The organism is Winogradskyella aurantiaca (assembly GCF_003362725.1).
GTDB lineage: Bacteria > Bacteroidota > Bacteroidia > Flavobacteriales > Flavobacteriaceae > Winogradskyella_A > Winogradskyella_A aurantiaca.
This window is the reverse complement of record NZ_QKTV01000003.1, coordinates 269,069-293,292: the sequence shown is the minus strand read 5'-3', so window position 1 is coordinate 293,292 and position 24,224 is coordinate 269,069. Positions and strand designations below refer to the sequence as shown.

Below are 24,224 nucleotides of genomic sequence, written 5' to 3'. Positions count from 1 at the left end.
GAAATTAGTTTTCGGCAATCAATTACCTGGTAGATATTCTGCAGGAATTGGATTAGCCTCATTCTCTTGCATCCAGTAAATGTTCAAAATCCACCAACGCTGACCGTCATGGAGTAACTGGATGCTATTTATTCCCCTCATAAAGGGTGTTGTATCTAATTTGCTACGAAAGGATTCATAAGTGCTGAATACCTGAGCAATATGACCAAAAGTATCTGTTTCGCGATGTATTTCCACTTCATGAAAACCATTTTCAACCAGCCATTTTCCTGATGACTCAATGTACTCCTCGGGTGTAATAAAACGAGCAATCGATACATTCTCAGCATTCAGACCTGAAGGAATGAGCTTGGCATTTTCGTGAAAAAGAAATTTAAAAAGATCCCAATTACGTTGTTCTCCTTTATCTCCCGAAATAACAGAATAAAGTGTTTCCATTGTGGAGTCTATGGTAAGAACATGATTGGAATAATCTGGGGCTTCTTCTTCCCCAATCTGAGCATTAACATGGCTTCCAACTAAGAGAACAACAATTAAGAATCGTAGCATTTTGATTTTGTTTTTAATGGTGTTGATTCGAATTTACAACAAATAAAAAACCTGTCTAAAATATATGAGATTGAATTATCTGAAGTTCTTTTTAATACGATCCAGGTCTCGCTTGTTATCTCGATCCTTGATAGTTTCGCGTTTGTCAAAGAGTTTTTTCCCTTTTCCAAGAGCAATCTCCATTTTGGCTAAACCATTGTCATTAATAAAAAGCCGTAAGGGGATAATGGCATTTCCCTTAACATTGACTTCGCGCTCCAGTTTTTTTAATTCTCGTTTATTGAGCAGAAGCTTGCGTTCTGCTTTAGGTTTGTGGTTGTAGTAATTACCAAACGCGTATTCCTCAATAGTCATGTTGATAACAAAAAGTTCTCCATTGTCATTAAATTCGCAGAAGCTCTCAGCAATTGAGGCTTTACTGGCTCTGATGGACTTAATTTCAGTTCCAGACAACACAATTCCAGCGACATATTTGTCTAGAATCTCATATTGAAATTTGGCCTTTTTATTGAGTATGTTCACCTTTTTTTGCATGGCAGGCAAAGATAGAAAAATATGAAGCCTTAGAGACTTCTATTAATAAGTTCCCTATAATATTACGTTAAATAGTCCTTGCAATATATACTCAGTGTAATCAATGGCATAAATTTGCGACCCTTATTAAGACGTCTTATGAAACATATTATAAAAGTATTCTTGATAGTACTTTTGGCTTCATGTCAGGAGTCAAAGCAGAAAGATTTGCCTGATTCAGAACAGGTTTCTGCTCAAGAAATTATAGATAAAACGATTGAGGCTTCAGGCGGGAACAACTTCGGCCGTTCTAATATTGGCTTCTATTTTAGGGATGTTTATTATACAGCCAGACGTTATAAAGGTGACTTTTCATTGAGTCGCATCAACACAATATCTGGGGACTCAGTCATAGACATATTGAGTAATGACGGGTTTGCGCGCTTCATTAATAATGAATTTCAGGTCATTCCGGACTCTATGGGTGTCAAATACACCGCTTCGGTTAATTCTGTCCACTATTTTTCTGTGTTACCTTATGGCTTAAATGACGCAGCAGTCATCAAACAACTGCTAAAGACAGAAACTATTAAGAATAAAGAATACTATAAAATTAAAGTAACTTTTAAAGAAAACGGTGGAGGAGAGGACTATGATGATGTGTTCATCTATTGGATTAATAGTGAAACCTATAAAACAGATTATTTAGCTTATTCCTATGCCGAAGAGGACGGCATCGGTTTACGTTTTAGAGCAGCCTTTAATGAGCGCTTTATTAAAGGACTGAGATTTGTTGACTACAATAATTATAAACCAAAGGATAAGGCGCTCAATCTTGAAAATCTAGGACAACAATATTCCAGAGACCAACTGGAATTACTTTCAACCATTGAACTAGAACAACTCAGTGTTAATTTAATTGACCTGAATTAATGTTGACGTTTTAGAATCCTCTGTAATGGTTACAATATAGAGTCCTGCATTATTGGTGTCGTCCATACTTTTATATTTCATTTCTCCGACTAAAGCGTTGGCCATAAATGGCGTGGTATTACTATGGCCAACCACCAGAACCTGTTTGCCTTTGGTGGCTTGAAAAAAGGCCTCCATGTCCATATTATTTGGCTGATAAGTCTGTATTTCAAGATTTTTTGCTTTTGCTGTTGGTTGGGCAGTCATTAACGTACGCTTATAATTAGTAGAATAGACTGCGTCTAAGGGTATGTCCTTAAAGGTATCGGACCATTTTTGAGCACGTTTTTCCCCCGCACTAGTCAACTCTGGATTTCTATCATCTGGATTAATCCGTTTTTTTTCAGCATGTCTAATTAGGTAATAGGTGGTAACTACTGGTTTTTGTTTGACTTCTTCAACATAGGGTCCTTCCCATATGACTTGTTCAATCATCCATTGCCCATCTTCCTTTGATAGCAGTACATAATCCACACCCCAAACTGCGGTTATTTTAGCCGATGCAATATGGTGGCCAATATCAAGAATTTCCGCTTTTCTAATTTTAGTTTCATCTCTGGTACGTCCCTCGGCTTTCATTTTATTCACAAATTCTATGGCTTGGTCATAGGTCATGTGCTGGTAGTATTCATATGCTCCTGTGTCTTTGTTTTTCCAGTATCCAAATTTGTACAATCGAGGCTTGAGTGCCGCTTCCAATTTGGAGGCATCACCTTTATAAAATCCATCGATGTAATTGTTTAATGTACTGGTAATAGCTTCGTGATCACTATTTTGTGCGTTTATGCCAATTGAAAATAGGGCAACAATAAGAACTAGAATTTGTTTCATGATTTTTTAAGCTAATTCAAGTGCGATCTCCATCATTTGATCAAAAGAGCGTTCCCGCTCCTCACTCGAAAGTTTTTCTTTAGTAATGAGAGAATCTGATATGGTAAGTATCGTTAGGGCCTTAACATTTAATTTCGCTGCAACAGTATACAGTCCTGCGGTTTCCATTTCTACGCAGAGCACCCCAAATTTGGACCATTTTTCAAATGCTTTTATGTTGTCTTCATAAAATTCATCAGAAGAAAAAATATTACCAGCTTTAAAAGGGATATTCTTTTGGTTGGCAATTTCCACAGCTTTAATAAATAAGTCGAAGTTAGCTGTCGGGGCATAATCGGCCCCGCCAAATCGCAACTCGTTGACACCGGAATTAGAGGAAGCAGACATGGCAATGACAATGTCTCTAATTTTTACATCTGCCTGATAGGACCCCGCACTACCGACTCGAATCAGGTTTTTTACGCCATATTCAGAGATAAGTTCATTGGCATAGATAGATACACTTGGAACTCCCATACCTGTTCCCATGGTGGATATTCGGTTACCCTTGTAATAACCGGTATACCCGTACATACCTCTAACTTTATTAAAACAAAAAGGGTCTGTAAGATAGGTTTCCGCAATCCATTTGGCTCTTAACGGATCGCCAGGAAGTAAAATGGTTTCAGCAATCTCACCTTGTTTAGCACCAATGTGTACACTCATGCTATAAAGGTACTATTTCGATGGGATATTTAGTAGTCGGCAGTACTAAAAGTATCGGAAACAATAGCGATACCTGAAGAAGTACCTAGTCGTTCAACTCCAACATCAATGTACTTTTGAGCTGTTTCGTTATCACGTATCCCGCCAGAAGCTTTTATTTTCGCCTTATTTCTAATAGTCTTTTTTATGATTTTGACTGCCGTAAGAGTAGCTCCACTTTTAGAAAACCCAGTTGATGTTTTAACAAAATCAGCATTGGCATCTAGGCAGATTTCACTTGCTTTTACAATTTCATTTTTAGATAATTCACTGATTTCTAGTATAACTTTTAAAGGGGTCTTGCCAATGGCATTTTTAACAGCGCTTATGTCCTTTAAAACTGCAACATAATTGTTGCTTTTAAGAAAGCCAATATTGATTACCATATCAATTTCATCAGCCCCTTGCTCCACGGCTTTTATAGCTTCAAATACCTTGGCTTCAGTAGAGGTGGCTCCTAATGGAAATCCTACAACTGTACAGATCTTTACTTGAGAATCTTTTAATGCTTCTTTGGCTAATGGTACGTAAGAACTATTAACACAAACAGAGTAAAAACTATAAGAGCGAGCTTCGCTACATAGTTTAATTATATCTCCTTCAGTTGCAGTTGGTTTTAATAGGGTATGATCAATAAATCTATTCAATTCCATAATTCATTTGTTAATCTTAAGTGTTTATCTATACCAATTCCTTGAATATTAGTAGAGGGATAAACGTTAGCAAAAAGAACTATTGCCTAAAGTATAAAGGAATTAAATAGCTCGATAAAATTAGTAATTTCTTCGATAAATGGAACAAATGAAATCCAAAATTATTGTGTATTTCATCGAAAAAACCAGGCTAATTGCCGTAACTAGTTGATATTGAGGGTGAATTAATGGTGCATAAAAAGCTTGATTACTTTCCTTGCATGGATCTATAAAACGGGGGTCACTTTATAACCTTTGGATCGTAATAATAGAATAACTCCATCCTTACCTGCTAAGTGTCCAGCACCCACTCCAAAAAACGTGGGGGTGTCCTTGGCATAAGCTTCAATTTTATCGATCCAATTTTTATTCCGGTTCGATAGCAGCAAATCCTGATGATTAGATACAGAACTGTAATAATCGTCGTTCATCATATCTAGCATCCCTTCAATATTTTCTGACTCGTACATCGTCATCATTTTGGCCATGGTTTTTTTGTCATAGTCCATGTTGTTTTTGGCCATTTTAACAAGGTCGTCTAGCTGATCCTGATAGGGAATGTCATCAAATACTTTTAGTTGTTCCTCGACAGTTTCTAGTCCATGGATCTCTTCTCCTTGCGAATTGGTAACAGACATCAACTCCATTTCATAGGATTCCAAGGAGCAATCGACTAATTTCGGGTATAATGAAGCTTGAATAAAGAAAGGTTTCATTTGATTCATCCCTGCAGACAGCCCCATACCAAGTTCCTCTGTAAGAAACTCGTCTAAAAGTTTATAATCCTCTTCTGAAATCAATTCTGATGCTGTTATACCATCATTCATCATCATCCCACTCATCATGTTTGCTTGCATTTGGGGATCATCCATATCTAGTTCTAGAACAAGCTGCTCAGTATTTTTAAGTGCTTTTAGAACGCGGTCGTCCAAGTTGGCATCACAAGTTAAATGCATCGTACCAAACAAATAGGACGCTTCAGTTAGGCCATTACCTTCAATTTTCCATAAGGTAGAGTTAGCTAGTTTTTGAGCATTTAAACTTATACTTATAGTGAACAGAATTAGAGCAGGAAGAAATGATTTCATAGTAATATTTTTGCTATTGGTATCATTTCTTTAATAATTGTTACAAAAAGGAAAAGCAACGCTTCTTTCCACCGGTAGCTATACGGTTTATGAAAGTTACGTTGCTTTTAACCAACCAATCATTATAAAGACTATTTCTAGCCTATATTGTTACAGCAGATTTAAAATTCTTCTGTAACTAAATCTCCTTGATTCCTAAAAACCAAGTTATCATCAAACTCATCCAGTAGAATGATACTATCTGTAGTTACTTTTCCAGATAGAATCTCTTTGCTTAACTGGTTGAGTACTTCCTTTTGGATTACTCGCTTTACAGGGCGTGCTCCATATTCTGGATTATATCCTTTCTCTGCTAAATAAGCCTTGGCTTCTTGAGTAGCATCGAATGTAATACCTTGCTGCGCGATCATTTTGGTCACAGACTTCAATTGTAGATCTACAATTTCAATAATGTTCTGCTTAGTTAAAGGTGTGAACATAATGGTATCATCAATTCTGTTCAAAAACTCAGGTCTTACACTTTGTTTTAAGATTCCGAGCACATCTGTTTTTGCAGCCTCCATGGCAGAATCAATGTCCTTTGTCGCTTCAAAACGTTCTTGAATCAATTGACTTCCCATATTTGATGTCATAATGATTATAGTGTTTTTGAAATCGGCAACTCGTCCTTTATTGTCTGTTAATCTACCTTCATCAAGTACCTGTAATAGTATATTAAAGGTATCGGGATGTGCTTTTTCAATTTCATCCAACAATACAACTGAATACGGTTTACGTCTAACTGCCTCGGTCAGTTGCCCTCCTTCATCATAGCCTACGTACCCTGGAGGTGCTCCAACTAGTCGACTTACAGAATGACGTTCTTGGTATTCACTCATGTCTATTCTCGTCATGGCAGCCTCATCATCAAATAGGTATTCTGCAAGTGCTTTAGCTAATTCAGTTTTACCAACACCAGTAGTTCCAAGGAATAGGAAAGTTCCAATGGGTTTTTGAGGGTTTTGAAGCCCTGCTCGTGATCGTCTTACTGCATCACTCACCGCAACTATGGCTTCTTCTTGTCCAACCACACGTTTGTGTAATTCATCTTCAAGCTTCAATAGTTTTTCACGTTCGCTCTGAATCATTTTGGTGACAGGGATACCTGTCCATTTAGCAACTACATCGGCAATATCTTCATAAGTCACCTCCTCTTTGATTAGAGCGTTCTCTTGCTGCTCAGCCAACTGCTTTTGATAAGTTTCTAATTGTTCTGTAGCATCCTTTACCTTCCCATAGCGGATTTCTGCTACCTTTCCATAGTCTCCTTCACGTTCAGCACGTTCGGCCTCCAGTTTGTAGTTCTCAATATCTTGTTTGATATTTTGGATTTGGTCGACCACCTCTTTTTCACTCTTCCATTTGGCATTAATGACATTGCGTTCTTCTTTCAAATTAGCCAATTCAGACTTTAAGGTTTTTAATTTGGCTTCATCTTTTTCGCGCTTAATGGCCTCATGTTCAATTTCAAGTTGCATGATCTTTCTATCCAGAACATCTAATTCCTCAGGTTTTGAATTTATTTCCATTCGGAGTTTTGAAGCTGCTTCATCCATAAGGTCAATAGCTTTATCTGGTAAAAATCTATTGGTGATGTAGCGGTTGGATAATTCCACCGCTCCAATAATGGCCTCATCTTTAATGCGAACCTTGTGATGTGTCTCGTACTTTTCTTTGATACCTCTAAGGATCGAAATAGCACTTTCGGTATCGGGTTCATTAACCGTCACTTTTTGGAAACGACGCTCTAAGGCTTTGTCCTGCTCAAAATATTTTTGATATTCATCCAAAGTTGTGGCTCCAATTGCTCTTAACTCTCCTCTGGCAAGTGCGGGTTTTAGAATGTTAGCAGCATCCATAGCCCCTTGACCACCACCAGCACCAACCAAGGTGTGAATTTCGTCAATAAACAGCACAATATCACCTTCAGAGGTGGTCACCTCTTTAATCACTGCCTTTAACCGTTCTTCAAATTCACCTTTGTATTTAGCTCCAGCAATTAGCGCACCCATATCAAGCGCAAATATTTGCTTGTCCTTCAAATTTTCAGGTACATCGCCATCAATTATCCTATGTGCCAATCCTTCAGCGATGGCAGTTTTACCTGTTCCAGGCTCACCAACTAGAATGGGATTATTCTTAGTTCTACGAGACAGAATTTGAAGTATACGTCTGATTTCTTCATCACGCCCAATGACGGGGTCTAATTTGCCAACGCTTGCCAACTGGTTGAGGTTTTTGGCATATTTACTTAAGGAATTGTAAGTCTCTTCTTGACTTTGAGAAGTAACCCGATCTCCTCTACGCAATTCCTCAATAGCTGCTGTGAGAGCTTTTTCCGTCACTCCTTGATCTTTTAGTATCTGAGCAACTTTGCTCTTAGATTTAAAAATAGCGATGATTAAATGCTCAATAGACACAAAATCATCCTTCATCTTTTTGGCAATGACAGAGGCGTCATTCAAAGCGTTTCCAGCTTCTCTCGAAAGCATTAAATCTGTTCCCGAAACCTTTGGAATACCTTGTAATTCTTTATCTAATACTTGCTCAAGCAACTTGACATTCACGTTCAGTTTTTTTAATAAGAACGGAAGCACCGTCTCATCTACATTGAAAATGGCTTTTAAAACATGCTCAATTCCAATTTGCTGATGTTCGAAGCTCATTGCCAACTGCTGTGCCTGCTGGATGACCTCCTGTGATTTAATTGTATAATTATTAAAGTTCATATCGATTTTCTTGTTGTGTTCGTTTAACTTTAGTCAATAATTACACCATCGGGCAGAGGTAGACAAAATGTCTTAATTTAACCAGAAACAACTGACATTTAGTCATTTGTAATTCTCTAGATTGTTTTACGACTGTTCAGAAAACTTAAAAAGCAATACAATTGTTATGGGACTATTTAAGTCACTTTTTGGAACTAGTTCCGATTCCAATAACAAGGAAGACCTTCCTTGGATTCCTCTCACAAGCGAGAGTCAATTGGAAACCCTAGTTGAAAACTCGAACACAAAACCACAGCTTATATTTAAGCATTCCACAAGGTGTGGTATAAGTAGAATGACTTTGAACCAATTTCAGGCACAATTCCCAGAAAGTGGGTTACATGCGGATCTCTATTATTTGGATTTGCTTAGTTTTAGATCTATATCTAATTTGGTGGCTAAACGTTTTCAAGTTTTTCATCAATCCCCGCAGGTTTTAATAATAAAAAACGGCATTGCTGTTGTAAATGAAAGCCATGGTGCCATTAATAGTTTAAACTTAGCTCAGTACAATTGATTGTTAGTTTTTCAGTATCTTTTACAGAAATCTAACTAACATGGCTAAATTCAACTCACCTCTTGATGCCTTTCTGCATTGGGAACAAGTAGTACCAGATCGCATTTTTCTCAACCAACCGATAGATGGTAAAATGCTGCGCTTCTCTTTTAAAGATGTAGGCAATCAGGCGAGGCGAATGGCTCATTATCTAAAACACCTGGGCTTTGAAGAACGAAGTCATATTGCTTTAATTTCTAAAAACTGTGCGCATTGGGTGATGGCTGATTTAGCCATTATGATGGCCGGTTACATTTCCATACCTATTTATCCCACGTTGGATGCCAAATCCATAAAACATATTTTAAAGCATAGTGAGTCCAAAACAATCATCGCTGGTAAACTTGATGATTTTATCGGTCAATATGAAGGGATGAAAGACCTCTCCATAATTGGAGTTGAGCTCTATGGAGTAGATAAGGGAACGTCCTGGGAATCCATTATAGATACAACAGAAGCCATTACTAATTCAGAAATATTTGAATCTGAATTAGGTGATTTACACACCATTATATACACCTCTGGCACAACCGGTGATCCTAAAGGGGTGATGCACACGGTGGGAAACTTTATGGAAAGTGCTCGAAGCTTAATGCCCATGATGCTATTAGATGAAACCTCAAAACTATTTTCATATTTGCCTATGGCTCATGTGGCTGAGCGTTTGGGGGAAACCATGTCTATTATTGCGGGTGCTGAAATAACTTATCCTGAATCACTGGATACCTTTGCGCAGGATTTAGAGCGTGCGCAACCCACTGCCTTTTTTGGAGTACCGCGCATTTATGCCAAATTTCAGGAGAAGGTATTGGAAAAGGTGCCTCAAAAAAAACTGGATACTCTCTTAAAGGTTCCTATAATAAAGGGTATTGTCAGAAAGAAGCTTCAAAATAAACTCGGGCTAAGAAATGCTAAGATCATTGGATCGGCTGCTGCTCCCATTAGTGTTGAATTAATTAATTGGTATAAATCTCTTGGAATCCATATTCTGCAACTTTATGGAATGACCGAAGATTGTTGTATATCTCATGCTAATCTTCCTAACGCTAACAAAATAGGAACCGTTGGTAGGGCCCATGACACGGTACAGATAAAGTTCTCACCCGAGGGAGAGATTTTAATCAAGAACCACTGTTTGTTTAAGGGCTATTATAAAAACGAAGCAAAAACAAAAGAGGTTTTTGATTCTGAAGGCTTTTTTAAGACAGGCGATAAAGGAGAATATGACCATGATGGTTACTTAACAATTATAGGTAGAGCTAAAGATGAATTTAAGACTGATAAAGGTAAATATGTATCCCCATCATATCTTGAATTAGAACTTTCTAAAAATCAAGCAATTGAAACCATTTGTGTCGTAGGTACTGGAATTCCGCAACCCATTGCCTTGATCACCTTATCTGAAGTTGGAATGCGTCAATCCAAAGAAGAACTTTCTGATAGTTTAATAGCAAGTCTAGAGGAAGTGAATCCTAAGTTTGAAAAACATGAGAAAATGGAAAAGGTTGTCGTTATGAAGGAGGCCTGGACCATTGATAACGGCCTTATAACACCATCCCTTAAAGTTCGCAGAAATGCTATAGAAAAATTGCACCAACCTTATTACAAAACCTGGTTTGCAACCCATGAGAAGGTAATCTTTGAATGAATTACTTTGACTTCTTTGGATTGAACACAGGTAATAACTGGGTTTTTACCTGACCAAATCCAATACGGACATCATCGTTTTCGCAATGGGCGCGCATTACTACAGTGTCGTAATCGTTAATAAACTTACGCTCTGAGCCATCCTTAAGCGCTATAGGTTTACTGCCTTTCCAAGTTAATTCTAACATGGAACCATATGAATCTTCAGTTGGTCCAGAAATGGTGCCAGAACCCATCATATCACCCGAATTTACAGGGCAACCATTAACCGTGTGATGTGCTAATTGTTGCGCCATATTCCAATACATGTATTTGAAATTGGATTTGCAAACGGTTGTTTCTTTGGATCCTTTAGGAACTATGCCAACTTCTAGTTGAATGTCGAAACTGTGTTTACCCTTAGTTCTTAAATAGGGGAGTGGTTGTGGATTTTGCTTTGGGCTTTCTACTCTAAATGGTTCTAAGGCATCTAAAGTTACAATCCATGGTGACATAGCTGAAGCAAAACTTTTACCCAAGAAAGGTCCTAATGGAACGTATTCCCATTTTTGGATATCTCTAGCGGACCAATCGTTAAAAAGTACCAGGCCAAAGATGTATTCTTCTGCCTCCTCAATTGGTATGGGCTCGCCCAAATCATTTGCATCTGTCGTAATAAATGCCATTTCCAATTCAAAATCAACCAATTTTGATGGACCAAAAACAGGATTTTCTGCTCCCTCTGGCATGGTTTGACCTTGCGGTCTGTGAATTGGCGTGTGTGTTGTGATAATGGAAGAACTTCTACCGTGGTAACCTACAGGCATATGTACCCAATTGGGCATCAGTGCATTTTCAGGGTCCCTAAACATGCTTCCAACATTAGTAGCATGTTCTTTACTAGCATAAAAATCAGTATAATCACCTATGTAAATTGGAAGTTTCATTTCAATTTCGTCAAGACGGAATAGGATGGTCTCCTTATGAGCAGTATTATTTTTGAGTACAGGATTGTCGGCATCAAAGATTTCTGCAATACGATTCCTTACTAGTCTCCAGGTTTTTCTTCCATCGGCTATAAAATCGTTGAGCGTGTCTTGTAGAAATATATCATCGGTTAAAGGAATGCCGTCAAAATAGCCAAGTTGGTGTAGGGCACCAAGATCAATAGCGGTGTCACCAATTCTGGTTCCAATGGTAATAATATCATCCTTAGTTAAAAAGACGCCAAATGGAATATTCTGAATTGGGAAGTCCGAGTTTTTATTCACGTACAACCATGAACTTCTATTAGGGTCGTTAGCAGATAACGGCATAAGGCTTTGTTGATTAAATGTTTAATAATTTCTATTCAAACCTACATAATTTTTCAATACAAAACTCATGGATTTAGTATTTTTGAACTTCATTAAAAATCTAGGAAATAGAATGCATAGAGACGAACAAATCTTTGAACTGATTGATGCTGAAAAAGAACGTCAAATCAATGGTATTGAATTAATTGCATCTGAGAATTTTGCCAGTCCTCAGGTTATGGAGGCTACAGGTTCTGTGCTTACCAATAAATATGCTGAAGGCTACCCAGGAAAGCGTTATTATGGTGGTTGCGAAGTGGTGGATGAGGTTGAAACCATCGCTATTGAAAGGGCAAAGACATTATTTGGTGCAGCCTATGCGAATGTACAACCACATTCAGGAAGTCAGGCCAATACTGCTGTCTTTCATGCTTGTTTAAAGCCGGGTGACACCATATTAGGTTTTGATTTGTCCCATGGTGGGCATTTAACTCATGGTTCACCAGTTAATTTCTCTGGACGCTTGTACCGACCTACCTTTTATGGTGTTAAAAAAGATACGGGTTATATTGATTATGATCAGCTGGCAGATATGGCCGAAAAGGAACAGCCTAAATTAATCATTGCAGGTGCTTCAGCTTATTCTAGAGATATTGATTTTAAGAAGTTTAGAGAAGTAGCTGATAATGTTGAGGCTATTTTACTAGCAGATATTTCACATCCATCTGGGCTCATTGCTAAGGGGATTTTGAATGACCCCTTACCCCATTGTCATATTGTTACCACAACAACCCATAAAACACTTCGTGGTCCCAGGGGTGGGCTTATCATGATGGGCGAGAATTTTGAGAATCCGTTTGGATTGCGTTTAAAGAACGGTAACCTAAGAAAGATGTCGGGTCTTTTGGATTCTGGAATTTTTCCGGGCAATCAAGGAGGCCCATTGATGCATATAATTGCGGCTAAAGCTGTTGCATTTGAAGAAGCCTTAGGTGATGAGTTTATGCATTACATTTTACAAGTGAAGAAAAATGCTGACGCTATGGCCAAGGCATTTGTGAAAAAAGACTACCATTTAATTTCTGGAGGTACAGATAACCATATGATGCTAATTGACCTAAGAAACAAAGATATTACTGGTAAGGATGCTGAGCAGGCACTTGTAAAAGCTGATATTACGGTTAATAAAAATATGGTGCCCTTTGATACACAATCTCCATTCGTGACTTCAGGGATTAGAGTGGGAACACCGGCCATAACCACCCGTGGTCTAAAAGAAAATGATATGGCTTATGTGGTAGATCTTATTGATGAAGTTATCACGAACCATGAAGATGAAACTGTTCTTGAAGGAGTGGCAACCAAAGTCAATGAGTTGATGGCGGGCAGACCCTTATTTCAGTATTAAAAATTACAACTTGCTTAATAGAAAAAGGATTCCAGATGGGATCCTTTTTTTAGTTATCACCCTCAAGGTCTACACTTTCATAAGCTCCAGCGTCGGGGTCAGTGCTGCGTTGGGTATTTGAAATATCAAATGGCACCTGATTAGAGAACTCCGTACTTCCTATCCCGTTGGCTCCTGAAGCCTCACCGATTCGCAGAATATTAGCAAAAGGATTTTCGAAGTCAGGGTCAAGATTGAATGAATTGTTATCATAAGTTTCCGGATCATCAAACATATAGTTTGGTGTGCCTTCTAAATTTGCATTGTTAAATCGTAAGAGCGAATGACTGAATTTAAAATCAAAGTCATCACCCGCTTGTGAGAGTATGAACTCTGGATTGTCATTTCCATAAACGATGCAATTGTTGATCCGCGCTAAAAGCGGATTTGTTACAATACTCGCGTCCTCAACCTGGATAAAATCATTAAATAGTAAAGAAGGAAACTCCCTGAAACTATTGGACCAATAGTTGGCTATAGTGCAATGTGTTAAGTTATAGCGTCCTCCTACAATGCCTGCAAATGACGATTGCCCAGAACTATTGATGATCAGGTTTTCGGCCGAAATGGAAGTTGCTCTACCAAGAATACCAAAGGCGCTTGAATTGTAGATCTGACTATTGGTAATTACCAATTTGTCATTAAGGTCCTGATCATTTCCTTCTACTAGCAATGCGGCTGTAGCATTTTTAATCGTGGCATAATTGATCTGGTTGTTGATACTTTCATTAAACAACCAAATCGTACCCCATTGACCAGGAACATCTTCAAAAAAAGGTTCCAGTCGGTCTCCTTGAAGAATGACTTCTTTCTCCAAGGCTTCTGAATCATCACTTAACTCTCCATTAATATGTAAGCTTCCTCCAGAGGTCACTAGTATACCAGAATCTCTATGAAAATGTACGCGCGCTCCTGGCTGCATTTCAAGCGTTTTATTTTCCGCTACGGCCGCGTAGCCATAAATGACATAAGGCTTTTCATTCGTAAATACTAATTCAGCATCACTTAAAAAACGTCCCTGTATATTGGTTTCTTCGTCATTACCATCACCGTTGGTGTCAAATTTCAGTGTTTCTACGATTCCAGTTTCAGGATCACGAGCCGGGAATATAAAGACCGCATCTTTTACTAGAGTGACTAGGTCCACATCCTGTTGATTATTACCGGCATCAAAGAGAATTCTATCGGTGTAGAGAAATTGGGTATCGGACTGCGAAAGATCCTGGATATTGACCGTTGTTTCTATAAAAATGAATAAACTATCATTGGCTAATAATTCTACATTCTCAAAAATCTTACCTTCCTGATCACCGTCTAAACCAGTAGATCCATCAACGTTCAATCGGTAATAAGATTGAGTGCCTTCTTCCAATCTTATGGAGGGAATTACAATGTCTGAATTACTGCGATTGTAAACTTTTAGGTTGTAAGTGCTGGAACCAATGTTTGTGAATACCGTATCCAAATAAACAGTATCTCTTTCAAAAACTAATTCACCTGTACTAGGTGTAAAGACAAAGTCTTCACGGCATGAGCTCCAAAAGAGCAAAACTAGTATTCCCAGAATGTATAAGGAGTAGCGTTTCAATAGTCTCATCTGATGTAGGTAAAAATATAACATTTAATGAATTTGAGTGCGTATGTACCTCAATCATTTTTTTTTGATTTCTGAACTATTGACTTAAATTCCTTACTTCTTATAACTAATGAATCCAATAACTCTAATTGCAAACGATCATCTAGTAGTGAAGAAGAGATTCCTCTTGCAGTACAATACTCAAAAAATAGGAATTCATGTTCGTCTTTAATTCCTAAGGCACTGTGCAGTAAATTATGATTAAAAAATCGACTTTTGTTAAATAAACTGTCTAAATCATAAGGTTGTGCATAAACAACAGATTCTTTAGTTTTTTTCTTTTTGAAAAGGCTTGATATTAACCCAAAAAGTTGGACTAAATCAAGTCCGTACTGACTTGAATTTACTGAGTATTTTCCTGGGTTGTTTTTAATGTCATTCAGTATTTGCTGTCTAATGGATGCGTTAAATTTTTTTAGTCGAAATTTCTTTTTTGAATCGGCAGTAACAATAACTTCATCTAGTTGATTGAGGCTGCTCTTTAAGTGATAAGTCTGAACTGAGCTAAGGCTGGAACTGTCCACCCGGAAAGACACAATTTCATGAAACGAGGATATAATAGCTATGCTGTCAAAGAGCATGGCATTAATCTCAAACTGACCACGCTCATCAGTTAACGCAAGAATTTTTTGAGTTTGATTTATGACGGAGACTCGTTTTACTGCAGATTCCTCATCATAAACATATCCTTTAAGGACCTGTGCTTTTGATGTAACAAAGGTCATTGCAACTAGAATATAAAGAAGCCTTTTAATAGTAGTGATTGGTATTAATTCACTTCAATATATGTGTAAGATTTTTTCTAAGGATTAGGATTAACGAATATTTATAACTATTCAAAAAGTTCTTTGAGTTCGGTCGTTATTCGTGTTGGTCTTTTGCTGCTAATATCCATTAGACACCATTTAGTAGCAGATTTGACAATAAGCTTATCTGATTCTTTATGAAACATTTCAACAATTCGTGTAGAAATAACCCCCTCAGATGACGCTACGTAAGTTTTGGCTGTTACAATATCACCAAGTTTAGCTTCTCCTTTGTATTGAATGTGATGGTCTATTAGTACCCAGAAGTATTTATTGAGAATAAGATCATTGGAACGAGTTAGCCAATGTGCCTCCGCCATGTCTTGCACCCATTGCACATATCTTACATTGTTAACATGCTGCAATTGGTCCAAATCATTTTCACTCACCAAAATGTCTTTTTCAAAGACCTGCATTATTCTTTTTTGGCAATTGTGACTTCAAAAAGTTTATCCCACCGTTTTCCAGTAACAAATATGGTATTGGTATCAGGGTTATAAGCAATACCGTTTAAAACGTCCAGTCCATCATGCTGGGTCACTAATTCTTTTAGTGGAGTAAAATCAATAACCCCTTCCACAGCTCCGGTTTCAGGGTTGATGATGGCAACCCCATTACGTTGGTAAATATTAGCATAAATCTTTCCATTGACCCATTCAAGTTCATTAAGACTTGGAATTTTCCCTTTGTTGGTAAATACGTCTATAGAGTTATCCTCAGTAAGGGTGTCTGTATTGAGTGTCCATATTTTTTCTGTGCCATCAGATTTGTAAAGACTTGTTCCGTCATTACATAAGCCCCATCCTTCTTTACTTAGATCGTATCTAAACATTCCTTTTGGTTCAAAGGTATTAACGTCATAGATAAGCCCGGTATCTTCCTGCCAGGTCAATTGGTATATGTTCTCGTTAAGAACGGTTAATCCTTCACCAAAATAACCATCAGCCAAGTCAGTATTTTTTAAAACAGTTCCTGAGGTGTAATCTACCTTTCTCAATTTGGATTCTTTGTATTGTCCGGTACTCTCATATAATTGACCATTATAGAATTCAAGCCCTTGGGTATAAGACGTAATATCATGAGGATAGGTATTGACAATCTCATATGTGTAGATTGCGGGTTCCTCATTGTTTAATACTTTGATAGCACCCTCTAATGTGGTCTCAGTATCGCTATGCTTTACGACTGCCTTTAAAATTCTGTTTCCTAATTTTCCAGAGCTGTAGGTGACCATTTTTTCAATTGGTTCCCCATCTAACATGAATTGAACCGAAGCGATCGGAACTGCCCTTGGGTTATTTATACTTAAGGTTACAGTTTCACCGAGTGTAATAGTATTTTTAGAGGCTGAAGTAGTAATACTCATTCCGTAACTATCATCAACTGAATTAGATGCGCAGCTACATATTAAAACAAGCAGGAATACAGAGGCTATAGGTTTTAGACTAGACATAGGAATCAGGCTATTTTTGGGCAAGATATTTATAAAAAATAGGATTAAAAAATCATTGTGAAAGTATTAAAACATTGTATCTTTGCGCCCGGCAAGTCCCACACAACCAGCTCCTGTTGAACCCTCCAGGGCGGGAACGCAGCAAAGGTATACGGTCGTAGCGGTGTGATGTGGGTAGCTTGCCTTTTTTTATGCGTTTTATTCAAGGAATTTGTAAATTTCACCTTCATTCTGTTTTATGCAAAAAGTAGTTCTCATTACTGGTGGTTCCAAAGGAATAGGAAAAGCAACAGGTCAACTGCTAAGTGAAAATGGCTTTAAAGTCTATGGAACGAGTAGGAATCCTGATACCATTAGCAACCATCCATTTAAACTCCTGCCTTTGGATGTGACAGACCCTAATTCGATAGCAAGGTGCATCGACTTATTAAAATCTGAGACTAGCAGATTGGACATTCTTATCAATAATGCAGGGGCCGGTATAACAGGTCCAATTGAAGAAATTCCTGAAGCAGAGATTAAGAAAAATTTTGAGACTAACTTTTTTGGGCCTGTGGCTATGATTAAGTCGGTACTTCCGTTAATGCGTGAGAATAAATCTGGTTTAATTATTAATGTTACTTCTATTGCGGGCTATATGGGCTTGCCTTTTAGAGGTGTTTACAGTGCTAGTAAAGGGGCACTTGAATTAATAACAGAGGCGATAAGCATGGAGGTGAAGTCATTTGGAATAGATGTGGTTAATTTTGCCCCAGGTGATGTGGCTACAGATATTGCCGCGGGCCGTTACCATTCACCTTTAAAAGAGTCATCCGCGTACAAGGCAACATATGGTAAAACACTAGAATTAATGGATACGCACGTGGATTCTGGTAAAGATCCTATGTTTATTGCCAATGCCATTTATAATATTATTACATCCAAGTCCAGAAAAGTTCACTACAAAGCAGGTGAGCCCTTGCAAAAATTCTCCATTGTTTTAAAGCGTCTATTGCCTGACCGCTGGTATGAAAAAATGCTCATGAACCATTATAAATTGTAGGTTTATGGTACGTTTTTTGTTTTACTTGATTAAACATCAAATCAATGAAACGAAACGTAGCGTATCTTTTGTCATTCTTAATCTTAGTATCATGTGACAATTTCTGGGAATGTTTAATAAAAGTAAACCCCGAAATCAATGAATTGCAGATTCAGCAGGCTTATATAGATCGGCCTTACTCGCAGTTTATTACTGCTCATATTACTAACGAACCCTCAGATGATTACTATGAATACTTTTTTGAAGTGCTAGGGCCTTTACCAGAAGGATTAGATATTTGGTACGATTACAGGAGTGTTGAAATATTTGGAATTCCCAAAGAAACAGGGGTGTATCGATTAACTGTATTGTTGACTATTGGGGCCTATGATGATGGTGAATATTATGATGCTAATCCCACATGCGATGGCACAACACAGCGCTCGTTTGTACTGGAAGTTTTTGACTAGTTGAAGTGTTGATATAATTTAATTAGTTTTTCGAGGACAGTCTCTTATTAGTCGTATTTTTGCCCTCAGAAAATTAGATTTAAACACAAAATTCATGAAATTTTTTATTGATACGGCAAATCTAGAGCAGATAAAAGAAGCTCAGGATATGGGTATTTTAGATGGGGTTACAACAAATCCTTCTTTAATGGCCAAAGAGGGAATTACGGGAACCGATAACATTTTAAAGCACTATGTGGACATCTGTCAAATTGTTGACGGAGATGTCTCTGCTGAGGTTATTTCAACTGACTTTGAAGGTATGGTAAGAGAGGGTGAGGCCCTGGCTGAATTGCATGATCAGATTGTGATTAAACTTCCTATGATTAAAGATGGTATTAAAGCTTGCAAGTACTTTACTGATAAAGGCATTAAAACCAACGTTACTTTAGTGTTTTCTCCTGGTCAGGCACTTCTTGCTGCTAAGGCAGGTGCAACTTATGTGTCACCGTTTATTGGACGTTTGGACGATATCTCAACTGATGGCTTAAACTTAATTTCAGAAATCAGACATATCTATGATAATTACGGATTTGAGACCCAAATCCTTGCGGCCTCTGTACGCCATACGATGCACGTAATAGACTGTGCTAAAATTGGTGCTGATGTTATGACAGGACCATTAAGTTCTATTGCTGGATTATTAAAACACCCTTTAACTGATATTGGATTAGAAAAATTCTTAGCCGATTATAAGAAAGGCAACTAGAATTTATAAAGAATCTGAACAGATTTTAGAGAAGCGCTTTTAAATAGAAAGCGCTTTTTTTTGTAATAATTTCTGAAGTGAGGCTTCAAAATCTTTACTAAAAATGTTGACGTTTGGGTGAAGAATGTGTCCATTTCTATCCACAATCATTACTTTATAAACAAAATTCAAAGCTAAGGTCTCTTTCGCCAATTCAGGGTCCTTGAATTTATACTCGTTGTCTAGTGAGAACTTGTACTTGTTTAGGATTTTGATCCAAAACTCATCTGAATTCTCATTGATATTAATAGAGATAAATTCCACTTCGGGAAATTTCTTTTTCAGCTCTTTCACTCTATAGTGACTATTGCGATAATGCTTTTTGTTATTAGAGGACCAAAAGTAAATAAGCGTTGGTTTCTTTACCAATTCCCCAATAGAATGCTCTTTATTATAAATGTCAATAAGCTGCAAATCTGGAAAGTCATTCCCGGGCTTTAAATCCTCAATGGCATCAACCAACCGGTCCATATAGGCGATATCAGATCCATTAGAACACTTGGACTTAAAATAGGCCAGCATCTCATCCGTCTCGCTGTTATCCAAACTATTACTGATGAATTCTCTGGTCTTATATTTGAGAAGGTTATTTCTAATAACATCATTGCTAATGAGACTATCAATTAAATCAAGCTTGGCTTTGTTATAAACCATTTCATGTCGATTAAATTGACTGTGAAAATCATGATGGTCGTAAAAATGGCTTAAAGCCAAATTGTCTATATGAGCGAATAGAAAACGGTTGTACGCAAAAATTTCACTTAATACCTCCGAATTGTAATCAACCTCAGATCTATGTGTGTAGAAACCTCCTGGTAAGTCTTTGTAATGTATCAGCTTGTTATTACCAAAATACGCAAATGGATAAATTTCCTTGTCGGCATAATTGTTATAATCGATACCAGCTTTTAAAATGGACTTAGCAAACGGACTAACTTCTTTTTTACTTAAAAAGGCGTTCAAGTTATCAAGCTGTTGCTCATGTCTTTTATTTACAAATTCTAGAAATACTTCAGGTTCATTCTGACTGTATTTAACCAGACGACGATCTTCCTGTTCGTTTTGTAAAAAAATCTTAAGAAAGTAATTGTTCTTACGGGCACCTTTTCCAGAGAATACCAAAGACTCATCAAAGTCGTTGGTGTTAAGACGCAACATAATGCTATCTGTGGGTTCCATAATAACCCACTGGTATTCACTTCCGTGTTTAAATGAATACAAACCCGTTTCGAGCTGATCGATATGTGTTAGAAATCTGTTATCAACATTTAAAGGAATGGTATCGGATGCCATACCATCTTTTGTGAAGAGTACGACGATGCGTTCCTTTGGATTGATAATCTCACCACCAAAATAAACACCTGAATCTTTTTCTTCAATTATTTGAGCACAACCAAACAGAAAAAGGGTCATTATCAGGGTGAGTCCATTTCGCATAATCTTATTCATTTTTTTTCCCGTAACCAAACAAAAATAGATTTTGCCGACATGCTCTCTTGTTAATGACAAGTTAAATGTTGTTAAGGGAACTATTAATTTCGCTCAATGCCTTAATTTTTCTACTTTTGCGGCAAATTTAAAACCCTAAAGATGTTATCAGTTTCTAATCTATCGGTGCAGTTTGGTAAGCGCATATTGTTTGACGAGGTTAATACTACTTTTAATACAGGTAATTGCTATGGTATTATTGGTGCCAACGGTGCCGGAAAATCCACATTCTTAAAGATATTATCGGGCCAAATGGAAGCCACTTCAGGTCATGTGCATCTGGAGGCAGGTAAACGTATGTCTGTGTTAGAACAGAATCACAATGTTTATGACGAGCATCAAGTCTTGGAAACTGTGATCATGGGTAACCAACCCCTGTTTAAAATTAAGACAGAAATTGATGCGCTTTATGCCGATTATACTGATGAGAATGCGGAAAAGATTGGTGAACTTCAGGTGCAATTTGAGGAGATGAATGGTTGGAATGCTGATAGTGATGCCGCTTCGTTATTATCAAATCTTGGTATTAAAGAGGACTTACACTATATGCAGATGAAGGATCTGGACGGTAAACAAAAGGTTAGGGTGTTACTTGCCCAGGCCTTATTTGGAAATCCGGATGTTTTAATTATGGATGAGCCTACCAATGATTTGGATTATGAAACTATTTCGTGGTTGGAGAACTTTTTAGCTAACTATGATAACTGTGTGATAGTGGTATCTCACGACCGTCACTTTTTAGATGCAGTTTGTACCCATATATCCGATATTGATTTTGGAAAGATCAATCATTATTCAGGTAATTATACCTTTTGGTATGAGTCTTCTCAGTTAGCCGCTAAGCAAAGAGCACAGCAGAATAAAAAGGCGGAAGAAAAAAAGAAAGAGCTAGAAGAGTTTATTCGCCGTTTCTCTGCTAATGTTGCTAAATCCAAGCAGGCTACCAGTAGAAAGAAAATGATTGATAAACTTAATATTTCGGACATAAGACCATCAAGCCGACGTTATCCTGCCATTATTTTTGAACGTGAACGTGAGGCAGGGGATCAGATTTTAAATGTTGAAAAACTTGAAGCGAGTCTTGACGGTGAGCTCTTATTTAAAAATATTGATATCAACCTTGCCAAAGGAGATAAGGTGGTTTTGTATTCAAAAGATTCACGAGCAACAACAGCCTTTTATCAGATAATAAGTGGTAATGAAAAAGCAGATGCAGGTAAATATAGTTGGGGAGTCACCACGACGCAGTCCTATTTGCCATTAGATAATAGCTCATTTTTTGATGTTAAATTGAGTTTAGTAGATTGGTTGAGACAATGGGCACAAACTGAAGAAGAACGTGAAGAAGTTTATATCCGTGGATTCTTAGGAAAAATGTTGTTCAGTGGAGATGAAGCTTTAAAGAATGCAGATGTGCTCTCAGGAGGTGAAAAGGTCCGATGCATGTTAAGCCGTATGATGATGATGCGAGCTAACGTACTTAAAATCGATGAACCAACCAATCACCTGGATTTGGAAAGCATCACAGCGTTTAACAACTCACTTAAGAATTTTAAAGGAACAGTGCTTCTTACAACTCACGACCACGAGTTTGCACAAACTGTAGGAAATAGAGTTATCGAGTTGACCCCTAATGGTGTTATCGACCGTTACATGACTTTTGATGAGTACATGAATGATTCTAAGATCAAAGACTTACGCGAGAAGATGTACGCAGTAAGTGTTTAGGCAATCAATTTTTGTTGTCTAGCACACATTTATAGATTTCGCTAGCGGCAAAGTCACTCCCTTTCCTGCTCGGATGAAATCCATCTGGACCATAAAGGCCTGATTCTGGGTTGTTATCAGTCAGTTCTTTCCATTTAAGACCAACAGGACAGACCAGTGCATTACTCGCCTTTGCTGCATCATAATGGTTTTTAATGACCTTTTCAAAGGTGTAGTAGTAGGCTTTGGATGGCCATACCATAAAAAACATGAGTTGACTACCGTGCTCATCACAAAGATCTTTTATGCGCTGCCCATAGTCTATAAGTACCTGTCTACCAAAGTCCTGAGAAGAGGGACCTTGTTGAACAATTACAAAATCATAGTTTCCCTGGGCGATGGCTTTTTGAATGGATTGATCATTCCAATGATCTACTAATGCATAATTTGGAAGGGCTATCATCTCGGTAGTGATATCGCGTTTATCCTTCTGTGCCCTTAACAAAACCAGATTGGGTAGGTTATTCGTATAGGTGAGGCTATTACCAATAAATAACAATCGCAATTCGTCCTTGGATTGTCCAGGTAAATTCCAACTAAAGGAAAGACAAAGAGTAAAAAAAAGAAATAGGTATTTCATCTGCCATTCTGATTACTCGGATGTATCATAATCAGATAAGTCACCTTGTTTTAACCAGGCCATAAACAATGAATATCCAATACTAACTATAATGGCTCCTGTAAATAAGCCTATAAAACCATCGGTGATAAACCCTCCTATGACTCCTAAAAAAATCACCAACATTGGAACCGAGGCACCTTTGCCCAGAAAGACGGCCTTCAATGGAGTGTCTGCCAATGAAACGGCCACAAAGTATATGGTCCAGAGAACCGCACCAACTGTGCCCATATCATTAAAGAGCCAAATAATAATAGCAATAATAACTGGGATGATGGGTAATTGTAAGATGGCCATTATTAAAATCAATAAGGTCCAAACTCCTGCATAGGGTATTCCCGCACCCAGCATTCCTAATCCTGCTAGGAAGGCCTGTATTAAAGCCACACCAAGTACACCTTTAACCACATTACTCACCGTTTTAGAAATAAGTGTTGTTATCTCGAGACCTTTATCACCCGCCAATCTTAAAAAGAACAATTCACCTAATTTTTGTGCTGCATTACCAGATAGAAGGGCCCCAGCGATAATAATGGCCAACAAAATGGTAATTAAACTTCCACCAATACTCTTTACGCCATCGAAAAGAGTTTGTCCAATACTTAATAATTGCTCCTGGTACTTTGTTAAAAATTTCTCTAAGCTTTGAGAGGCCTCTCGCCAAATGCTGTACAAATCTTCACCAATAACTGGCCATTCGGCGATGTCTTTATTAGCAGGGGGTAATCTTAAGTTTCCAGAATTAAAATCAGCACTAAGCTGCGTAAAGCTTGTGATTACCTGCCCTACAAATAACCAGGTGGGGATGACGATGCAGCAGATACCTAGCAATACAATAATACCTGATGCTAACTTTTTTCTGTCCTTCAAGCGTTTACTTAAGCTATTGTGCAGAGGGTATAGCGCCATACCCAGGATAACGCCCCAAATAATAACACTTACAAACGGCGATAGAATATTAAGACACCATGAAATAATAAGAAACAGAAATCCAAGGCGGATTAAAGTATCGACTATTTGATTGAATTGCGAATTGTCTTTTAGATTGATCATAAAG

Annotated in this window: 23 protein-coding genes and 1 other RNA gene; 9 read left to right on the top strand and 15 right to left on the bottom strand. The window is 37.7% G+C overall.

Annotated features, from left to right (window positions below; genetic code table 11):
- Window positions 1-18 precede the first annotated feature (18 nt).
- A complete protein-coding gene (locus tag DN064_RS07455; RefSeq protein ID WP_115462002.1) occupies window positions 19-549 on the bottom strand; it encodes a hypothetical protein in 531 nt (176 codons plus the stop codon).
- A 75-nt stretch (window positions 550-624) separates the two neighbouring features.
- Window positions 625-1,083, bottom strand: coding sequence for an SsrA-binding protein SmpB (gene smpB, locus DN064_RS07450; RefSeq protein ID WP_115462001.1), 459 nt, complete (start codon window positions 1,081-1,083; stop codon window positions 625-627).
- Between the two features lie 138 nt (window positions 1,084-1,221).
- Here smpB and DN064_RS07445 point away from each other — a divergent pair, with 138 nt between their 5' ends.
- Window positions 1,222-1,995 (top strand): DUF6503 family protein, encoded by a 774-nt coding sequence (locus tag DN064_RS07445; RefSeq protein ID WP_115462000.1) that lies wholly within the window; start codon window positions 1,222-1,224, stop codon window positions 1,993-1,995.
- Here the strand turns inward: DN064_RS07445 and DN064_RS07440 are convergent.
- From DN064_RS07440 to clpB, 5 genes are all read right to left on the bottom strand, one after another.
- Complete coding sequence (locus DN064_RS07440) at window positions 1,978-2,865, bottom strand: histidine phosphatase family protein (RefSeq protein ID WP_115461999.1); 888 nt, start codon at window positions 2,863-2,865, stop codon at window positions 1,978-1,980. The genes DN064_RS07445 and DN064_RS07440 overlap by 18 nt on opposite strands.
- Window positions 2,866-2,871: 6 nt before the next feature.
- Complete coding sequence (deoD, locus tag DN064_RS07435; protein WP_115461998.1) at window positions 2,872-3,570, bottom strand: purine-nucleoside phosphorylase; 699 nt, start codon at window positions 3,568-3,570, stop codon at window positions 2,872-2,874.
- A 29-nt stretch (window positions 3,571-3,599) separates the two neighbouring features.
- A complete protein-coding gene (deoC, locus tag DN064_RS07430) occupies window positions 3,600-4,262 on the bottom strand; it encodes a deoxyribose-phosphate aldolase (protein ID WP_115461997.1) in 663 nt (220 codons plus the stop codon).
- Between the two features lie 266 nt (window positions 4,263-4,528).
- The gene (locus DN064_RS07425; RefSeq protein ID WP_115461996.1) at window positions 4,529-5,389 is read right to left on the bottom strand and encodes a TraB/GumN family protein; all 861 of its coding nucleotides are present in this window, start codon (window positions 5,387-5,389) and stop codon (window positions 4,529-4,531) included.
- Window positions 5,390-5,550: 161 nt separating this feature from the next.
- On the bottom strand, window positions 5,551-8,157 hold the full coding sequence (gene clpB, locus DN064_RS07420) for an ATP-dependent chaperone ClpB (protein ID WP_115461995.1): 2,607 nt from the start codon (window positions 8,155-8,157) through the stop codon (window positions 5,551-5,553).
- A 166-nt stretch (window positions 8,158-8,323) separates the two neighbouring features.
- On the opposite strand from clpB, the gene ytxJ reads away from it, so the two are divergent.
- A complete protein-coding gene (gene ytxJ, locus DN064_RS07415) occupies window positions 8,324-8,713 on the top strand; it encodes a bacillithiol system redox-active protein YtxJ (protein WP_115462075.1) in 390 nt (129 codons plus the stop codon).
- 40 nt (window positions 8,714-8,753) lie between these two features.
- Window positions 8,754-10,400, top strand: coding sequence for an AMP-binding protein (locus DN064_RS07410; protein WP_115461994.1), 1,647 nt, complete (start codon window positions 8,754-8,756; stop codon window positions 10,398-10,400).
- 1 nt (window position 10,401) lies between these two features.
- Here DN064_RS07410 and fahA read toward each other — a convergent pair whose 3' ends face one another.
- Entirely contained in the window at window positions 10,402-11,694 is a 1,293-nt protein-coding gene (fahA, locus tag DN064_RS07405; protein WP_115461993.1) for a fumarylacetoacetase, read from the bottom strand.
- Between the two features lie 112 nt (window positions 11,695-11,806).
- Here fahA and DN064_RS07400 point away from each other — a divergent pair, with 112 nt between their 5' ends.
- The gene (locus DN064_RS07400) at window positions 11,807-13,081 is read left to right on the top strand and encodes a serine hydroxymethyltransferase (RefSeq protein WP_115462074.1); all 1,275 of its coding nucleotides are present in this window, start codon (window positions 11,807-11,809) and stop codon (window positions 13,079-13,081) included.
- Between the two features lie 49 nt (window positions 13,082-13,130).
- On the opposite strand, the gene DN064_RS07395 is transcribed toward DN064_RS07400, so the two are convergent.
- From DN064_RS07395 to DN064_RS07380, 4 genes are all read right to left on the bottom strand, one after another.
- The gene (locus tag DN064_RS07395) at window positions 13,131-14,717 is read right to left on the bottom strand and encodes a hypothetical protein (protein WP_115461992.1); all 1,587 of its coding nucleotides are present in this window, start codon (window positions 14,715-14,717) and stop codon (window positions 13,131-13,133) included.
- Between the two features lie 50 nt (window positions 14,718-14,767).
- A complete protein-coding gene (locus tag DN064_RS07390) occupies window positions 14,768-15,481 on the bottom strand; it encodes a peptidase associated/transthyretin-like domain-containing protein (RefSeq protein ID WP_115461991.1) in 714 nt (237 codons plus the stop codon).
- Between the two features lie 107 nt (window positions 15,482-15,588).
- Window positions 15,589-15,978 carry an acyl-CoA thioesterase gene (locus DN064_RS07385; RefSeq protein WP_115461990.1) on the bottom strand — a complete coding sequence of 130 codons (390 nt, stop codon included), beginning with the start codon at window positions 15,976-15,978 and terminating at the stop codon, window positions 15,589-15,591.
- Window positions 15,978-17,015 (bottom strand): glutaminyl-peptide cyclotransferase, encoded by a 1,038-nt coding sequence (locus DN064_RS07380; protein WP_115461989.1) that lies wholly within the window; start codon window positions 17,013-17,015, stop codon window positions 15,978-15,980. Before DN064_RS07380 ends, DN064_RS07385 begins: the two co-directional genes overlap by 1 nt.
- Before the next feature lie 89 nt (window positions 17,016-17,104).
- Here DN064_RS07380 and ffs point away from each other — a divergent pair.
- The 4 genes from ffs to fsa all read left to right on the top strand — a co-directional run bounded on the left by ffs (window position 17,105) and on the right by fsa (window position 19,254).
- An RNA gene (ffs, locus tag DN064_RS07375) (signal recognition particle sRNA small type) lies at window positions 17,105-17,203 on the top strand.
- Window positions 17,204-17,253: 50 nt separating this feature from the next.
- Window positions 17,254-18,057 (top strand): SDR family oxidoreductase, encoded by an 804-nt coding sequence (locus tag DN064_RS07370; protein WP_115461988.1) that lies wholly within the window; start codon window positions 17,254-17,256, stop codon window positions 18,055-18,057.
- A 44-nt stretch (window positions 18,058-18,101) separates the two neighbouring features.
- Window positions 18,102-18,506 (top strand): hypothetical protein, encoded by a 405-nt coding sequence (locus tag DN064_RS07365; protein ID WP_115461987.1) that lies wholly within the window; start codon window positions 18,102-18,104, stop codon window positions 18,504-18,506.
- 94 nt (window positions 18,507-18,600) lie between these two features.
- The gene (gene fsa, locus DN064_RS07360) at window positions 18,601-19,254 is read left to right on the top strand and encodes a fructose-6-phosphate aldolase (protein WP_115461986.1); all 654 of its coding nucleotides are present in this window, start codon (window positions 18,601-18,603) and stop codon (window positions 19,252-19,254) included.
- Window positions 19,255-19,293: 39 nt separating this feature from the next.
- On the opposite strand, the gene DN064_RS07355 is transcribed toward fsa, so the two are convergent.
- Complete coding sequence (locus tag DN064_RS07355) at window positions 19,294-20,730, bottom strand: TlpA family protein disulfide reductase (RefSeq protein WP_157962264.1); 1,437 nt, start codon at window positions 20,728-20,730, stop codon at window positions 19,294-19,296.
- A gap of 153 nt (window positions 20,731-20,883) precedes the next feature.
- Between DN064_RS07355 and DN064_RS07350 the strand changes: the two genes are divergently transcribed.
- On the top strand, window positions 20,884-22,509 hold the full coding sequence (locus DN064_RS07350) for an ABC-F family ATP-binding cassette domain-containing protein (protein ID WP_115461984.1): 1,626 nt from the start codon (window positions 20,884-20,886) through the stop codon (window positions 22,507-22,509).
- Between the two features lie 4 nt (window positions 22,510-22,513).
- Here DN064_RS07350 and DN064_RS07345 read toward each other — a convergent pair whose 3' ends face one another.
- Together DN064_RS07345 and DN064_RS07340 are read right to left on the bottom strand one after the other, a co-directional pair.
- Window positions 22,514-23,128, bottom strand: a complete 615-nt coding sequence (locus DN064_RS07345; RefSeq protein WP_115461983.1) for an SGNH/GDSL hydrolase family protein — start codon at window positions 23,126-23,128, stop codon at window positions 22,514-22,516.
- A 12-nt stretch (window positions 23,129-23,140) separates the two neighbouring features.
- The gene (locus DN064_RS07340; protein ID WP_115461982.1) at window positions 23,141-24,220 is read right to left on the bottom strand and encodes an AI-2E family transporter; all 1,080 of its coding nucleotides are present in this window, start codon (window positions 24,218-24,220) and stop codon (window positions 23,141-23,143) included.
- Window positions 24,221-24,224: the final 4 nt, after the last annotated feature.

Bases quoted from the DNA above. Each gene is read 5' to 3' on its own strand.
- DN064_RS07390 (WP_115461991.1), bottom strand. From the start codon at position 15,481: ATGACCTTTGTTACATCAAAAGCACAGGTCCTTAAAGGATATGTTTAT.
- smpB (WP_115462001.1), bottom strand. From the start codon at position 1,083: ATGCAAAAAAAGGTGAACATACTCAATAAAAAGGCCAAATTTCAATAT.
- DN064_RS07355 (WP_157962264.1), bottom strand. From the start codon at position 20,730: ATGCGAAATGGACTCACCCTGATAATGACCCTTTTTCTGTTTGGTTGT.
- fahA (WP_115461993.1), bottom strand. From the start codon at position 11,694: ATGCCGTTATCTGCTAACGACCCTAATAGAAGTTCATGGTTGTACGTG.
- DN064_RS07445 (WP_115462000.1), top strand. From the start codon at position 1,222: ATGAAACATATTATAAAAGTATTCTTGATAGTACTTTTGGCTTCATGT.
- ytxJ (WP_115462075.1), top strand. From the start codon at position 8,324: ATGGGACTATTTAAGTCACTTTTTGGAACTAGTTCCGATTCCAATAAC.
- DN064_RS07345 (WP_115461983.1), bottom strand. From the start codon at position 23,128: ATGAAATACCTATTTCTTTTTTTTACTCTTTGTCTTTCCTTTAGTTGG.
- DN064_RS07385 (WP_115461990.1), bottom strand. From the start codon at position 15,978: ATGCAGGTCTTTGAAAAAGACATTTTGGTGAGTGAAAATGATTTGGAC.
- DN064_RS07395 (WP_115461992.1), bottom strand. From the start codon at position 14,717: ATGAGACTATTGAAACGCTACTCCTTATACATTCTGGGAATACTAGTT.
- DN064_RS07455 (WP_115462002.1), bottom strand. From the start codon at position 549: ATGCTACGATTCTTAATTGTTGTTCTCTTAGTTGGAAGCCATGTTAAT.
- DN064_RS07440 (WP_115461999.1), bottom strand. From the start codon at position 2,865: ATGAAACAAATTCTAGTTCTTATTGTTGCCCTATTTTCAATTGGCATA.
- deoD (WP_115461998.1), bottom strand. From the start codon at position 3,570: ATGAGTGTACACATTGGTGCTAAACAAGGTGAGATTGCTGAAACCATT.
- clpB (WP_115461995.1), bottom strand. From the start codon at position 8,157: ATGAACTTTAATAATTATACAATTAAATCACAGGAGGTCATCCAGCAG.
- DN064_RS07410 (WP_115461994.1), top strand. From the start codon at position 8,754: ATGGCTAAATTCAACTCACCTCTTGATGCCTTTCTGCATTGGGAACAA.
- DN064_RS07365 (WP_115461987.1), top strand. From the start codon at position 18,102: ATGAAACGAAACGTAGCGTATCTTTTGTCATTCTTAATCTTAGTATCA.
- DN064_RS07425 (WP_115461996.1), bottom strand. From the start codon at position 5,389: ATGAAATCATTTCTTCCTGCTCTAATTCTGTTCACTATAAGTATAAGT.
- DN064_RS07340 (WP_115461982.1), bottom strand. From the start codon at position 24,220: ATGATCAATCTAAAAGACAATTCGCAATTCAATCAAATAGTCGATACT.
- DN064_RS07380 (WP_115461989.1), bottom strand. From the start codon at position 17,015: ATGTCTAGTCTAAAACCTATAGCCTCTGTATTCCTGCTTGTTTTAATA.
- fsa (WP_115461986.1), top strand. From the start codon at position 18,601: ATGAAATTTTTTATTGATACGGCAAATCTAGAGCAGATAAAAGAAGCT.
- DN064_RS07400 (WP_115462074.1), top strand. From the start codon at position 11,807: ATGCATAGAGACGAACAAATCTTTGAACTGATTGATGCTGAAAAAGAA.
- deoC (WP_115461997.1), bottom strand. From the start codon at position 4,262: ATGGAATTGAATAGATTTATTGATCATACCCTATTAAAACCAACTGCA.
- DN064_RS07350 (WP_115461984.1), top strand. From the start codon at position 20,884: ATGTTATCAGTTTCTAATCTATCGGTGCAGTTTGGTAAGCGCATATTG.
- DN064_RS07370 (WP_115461988.1), top strand. From the start codon at position 17,254: ATGCAAAAAGTAGTTCTCATTACTGGTGGTTCCAAAGGAATAGGAAAA.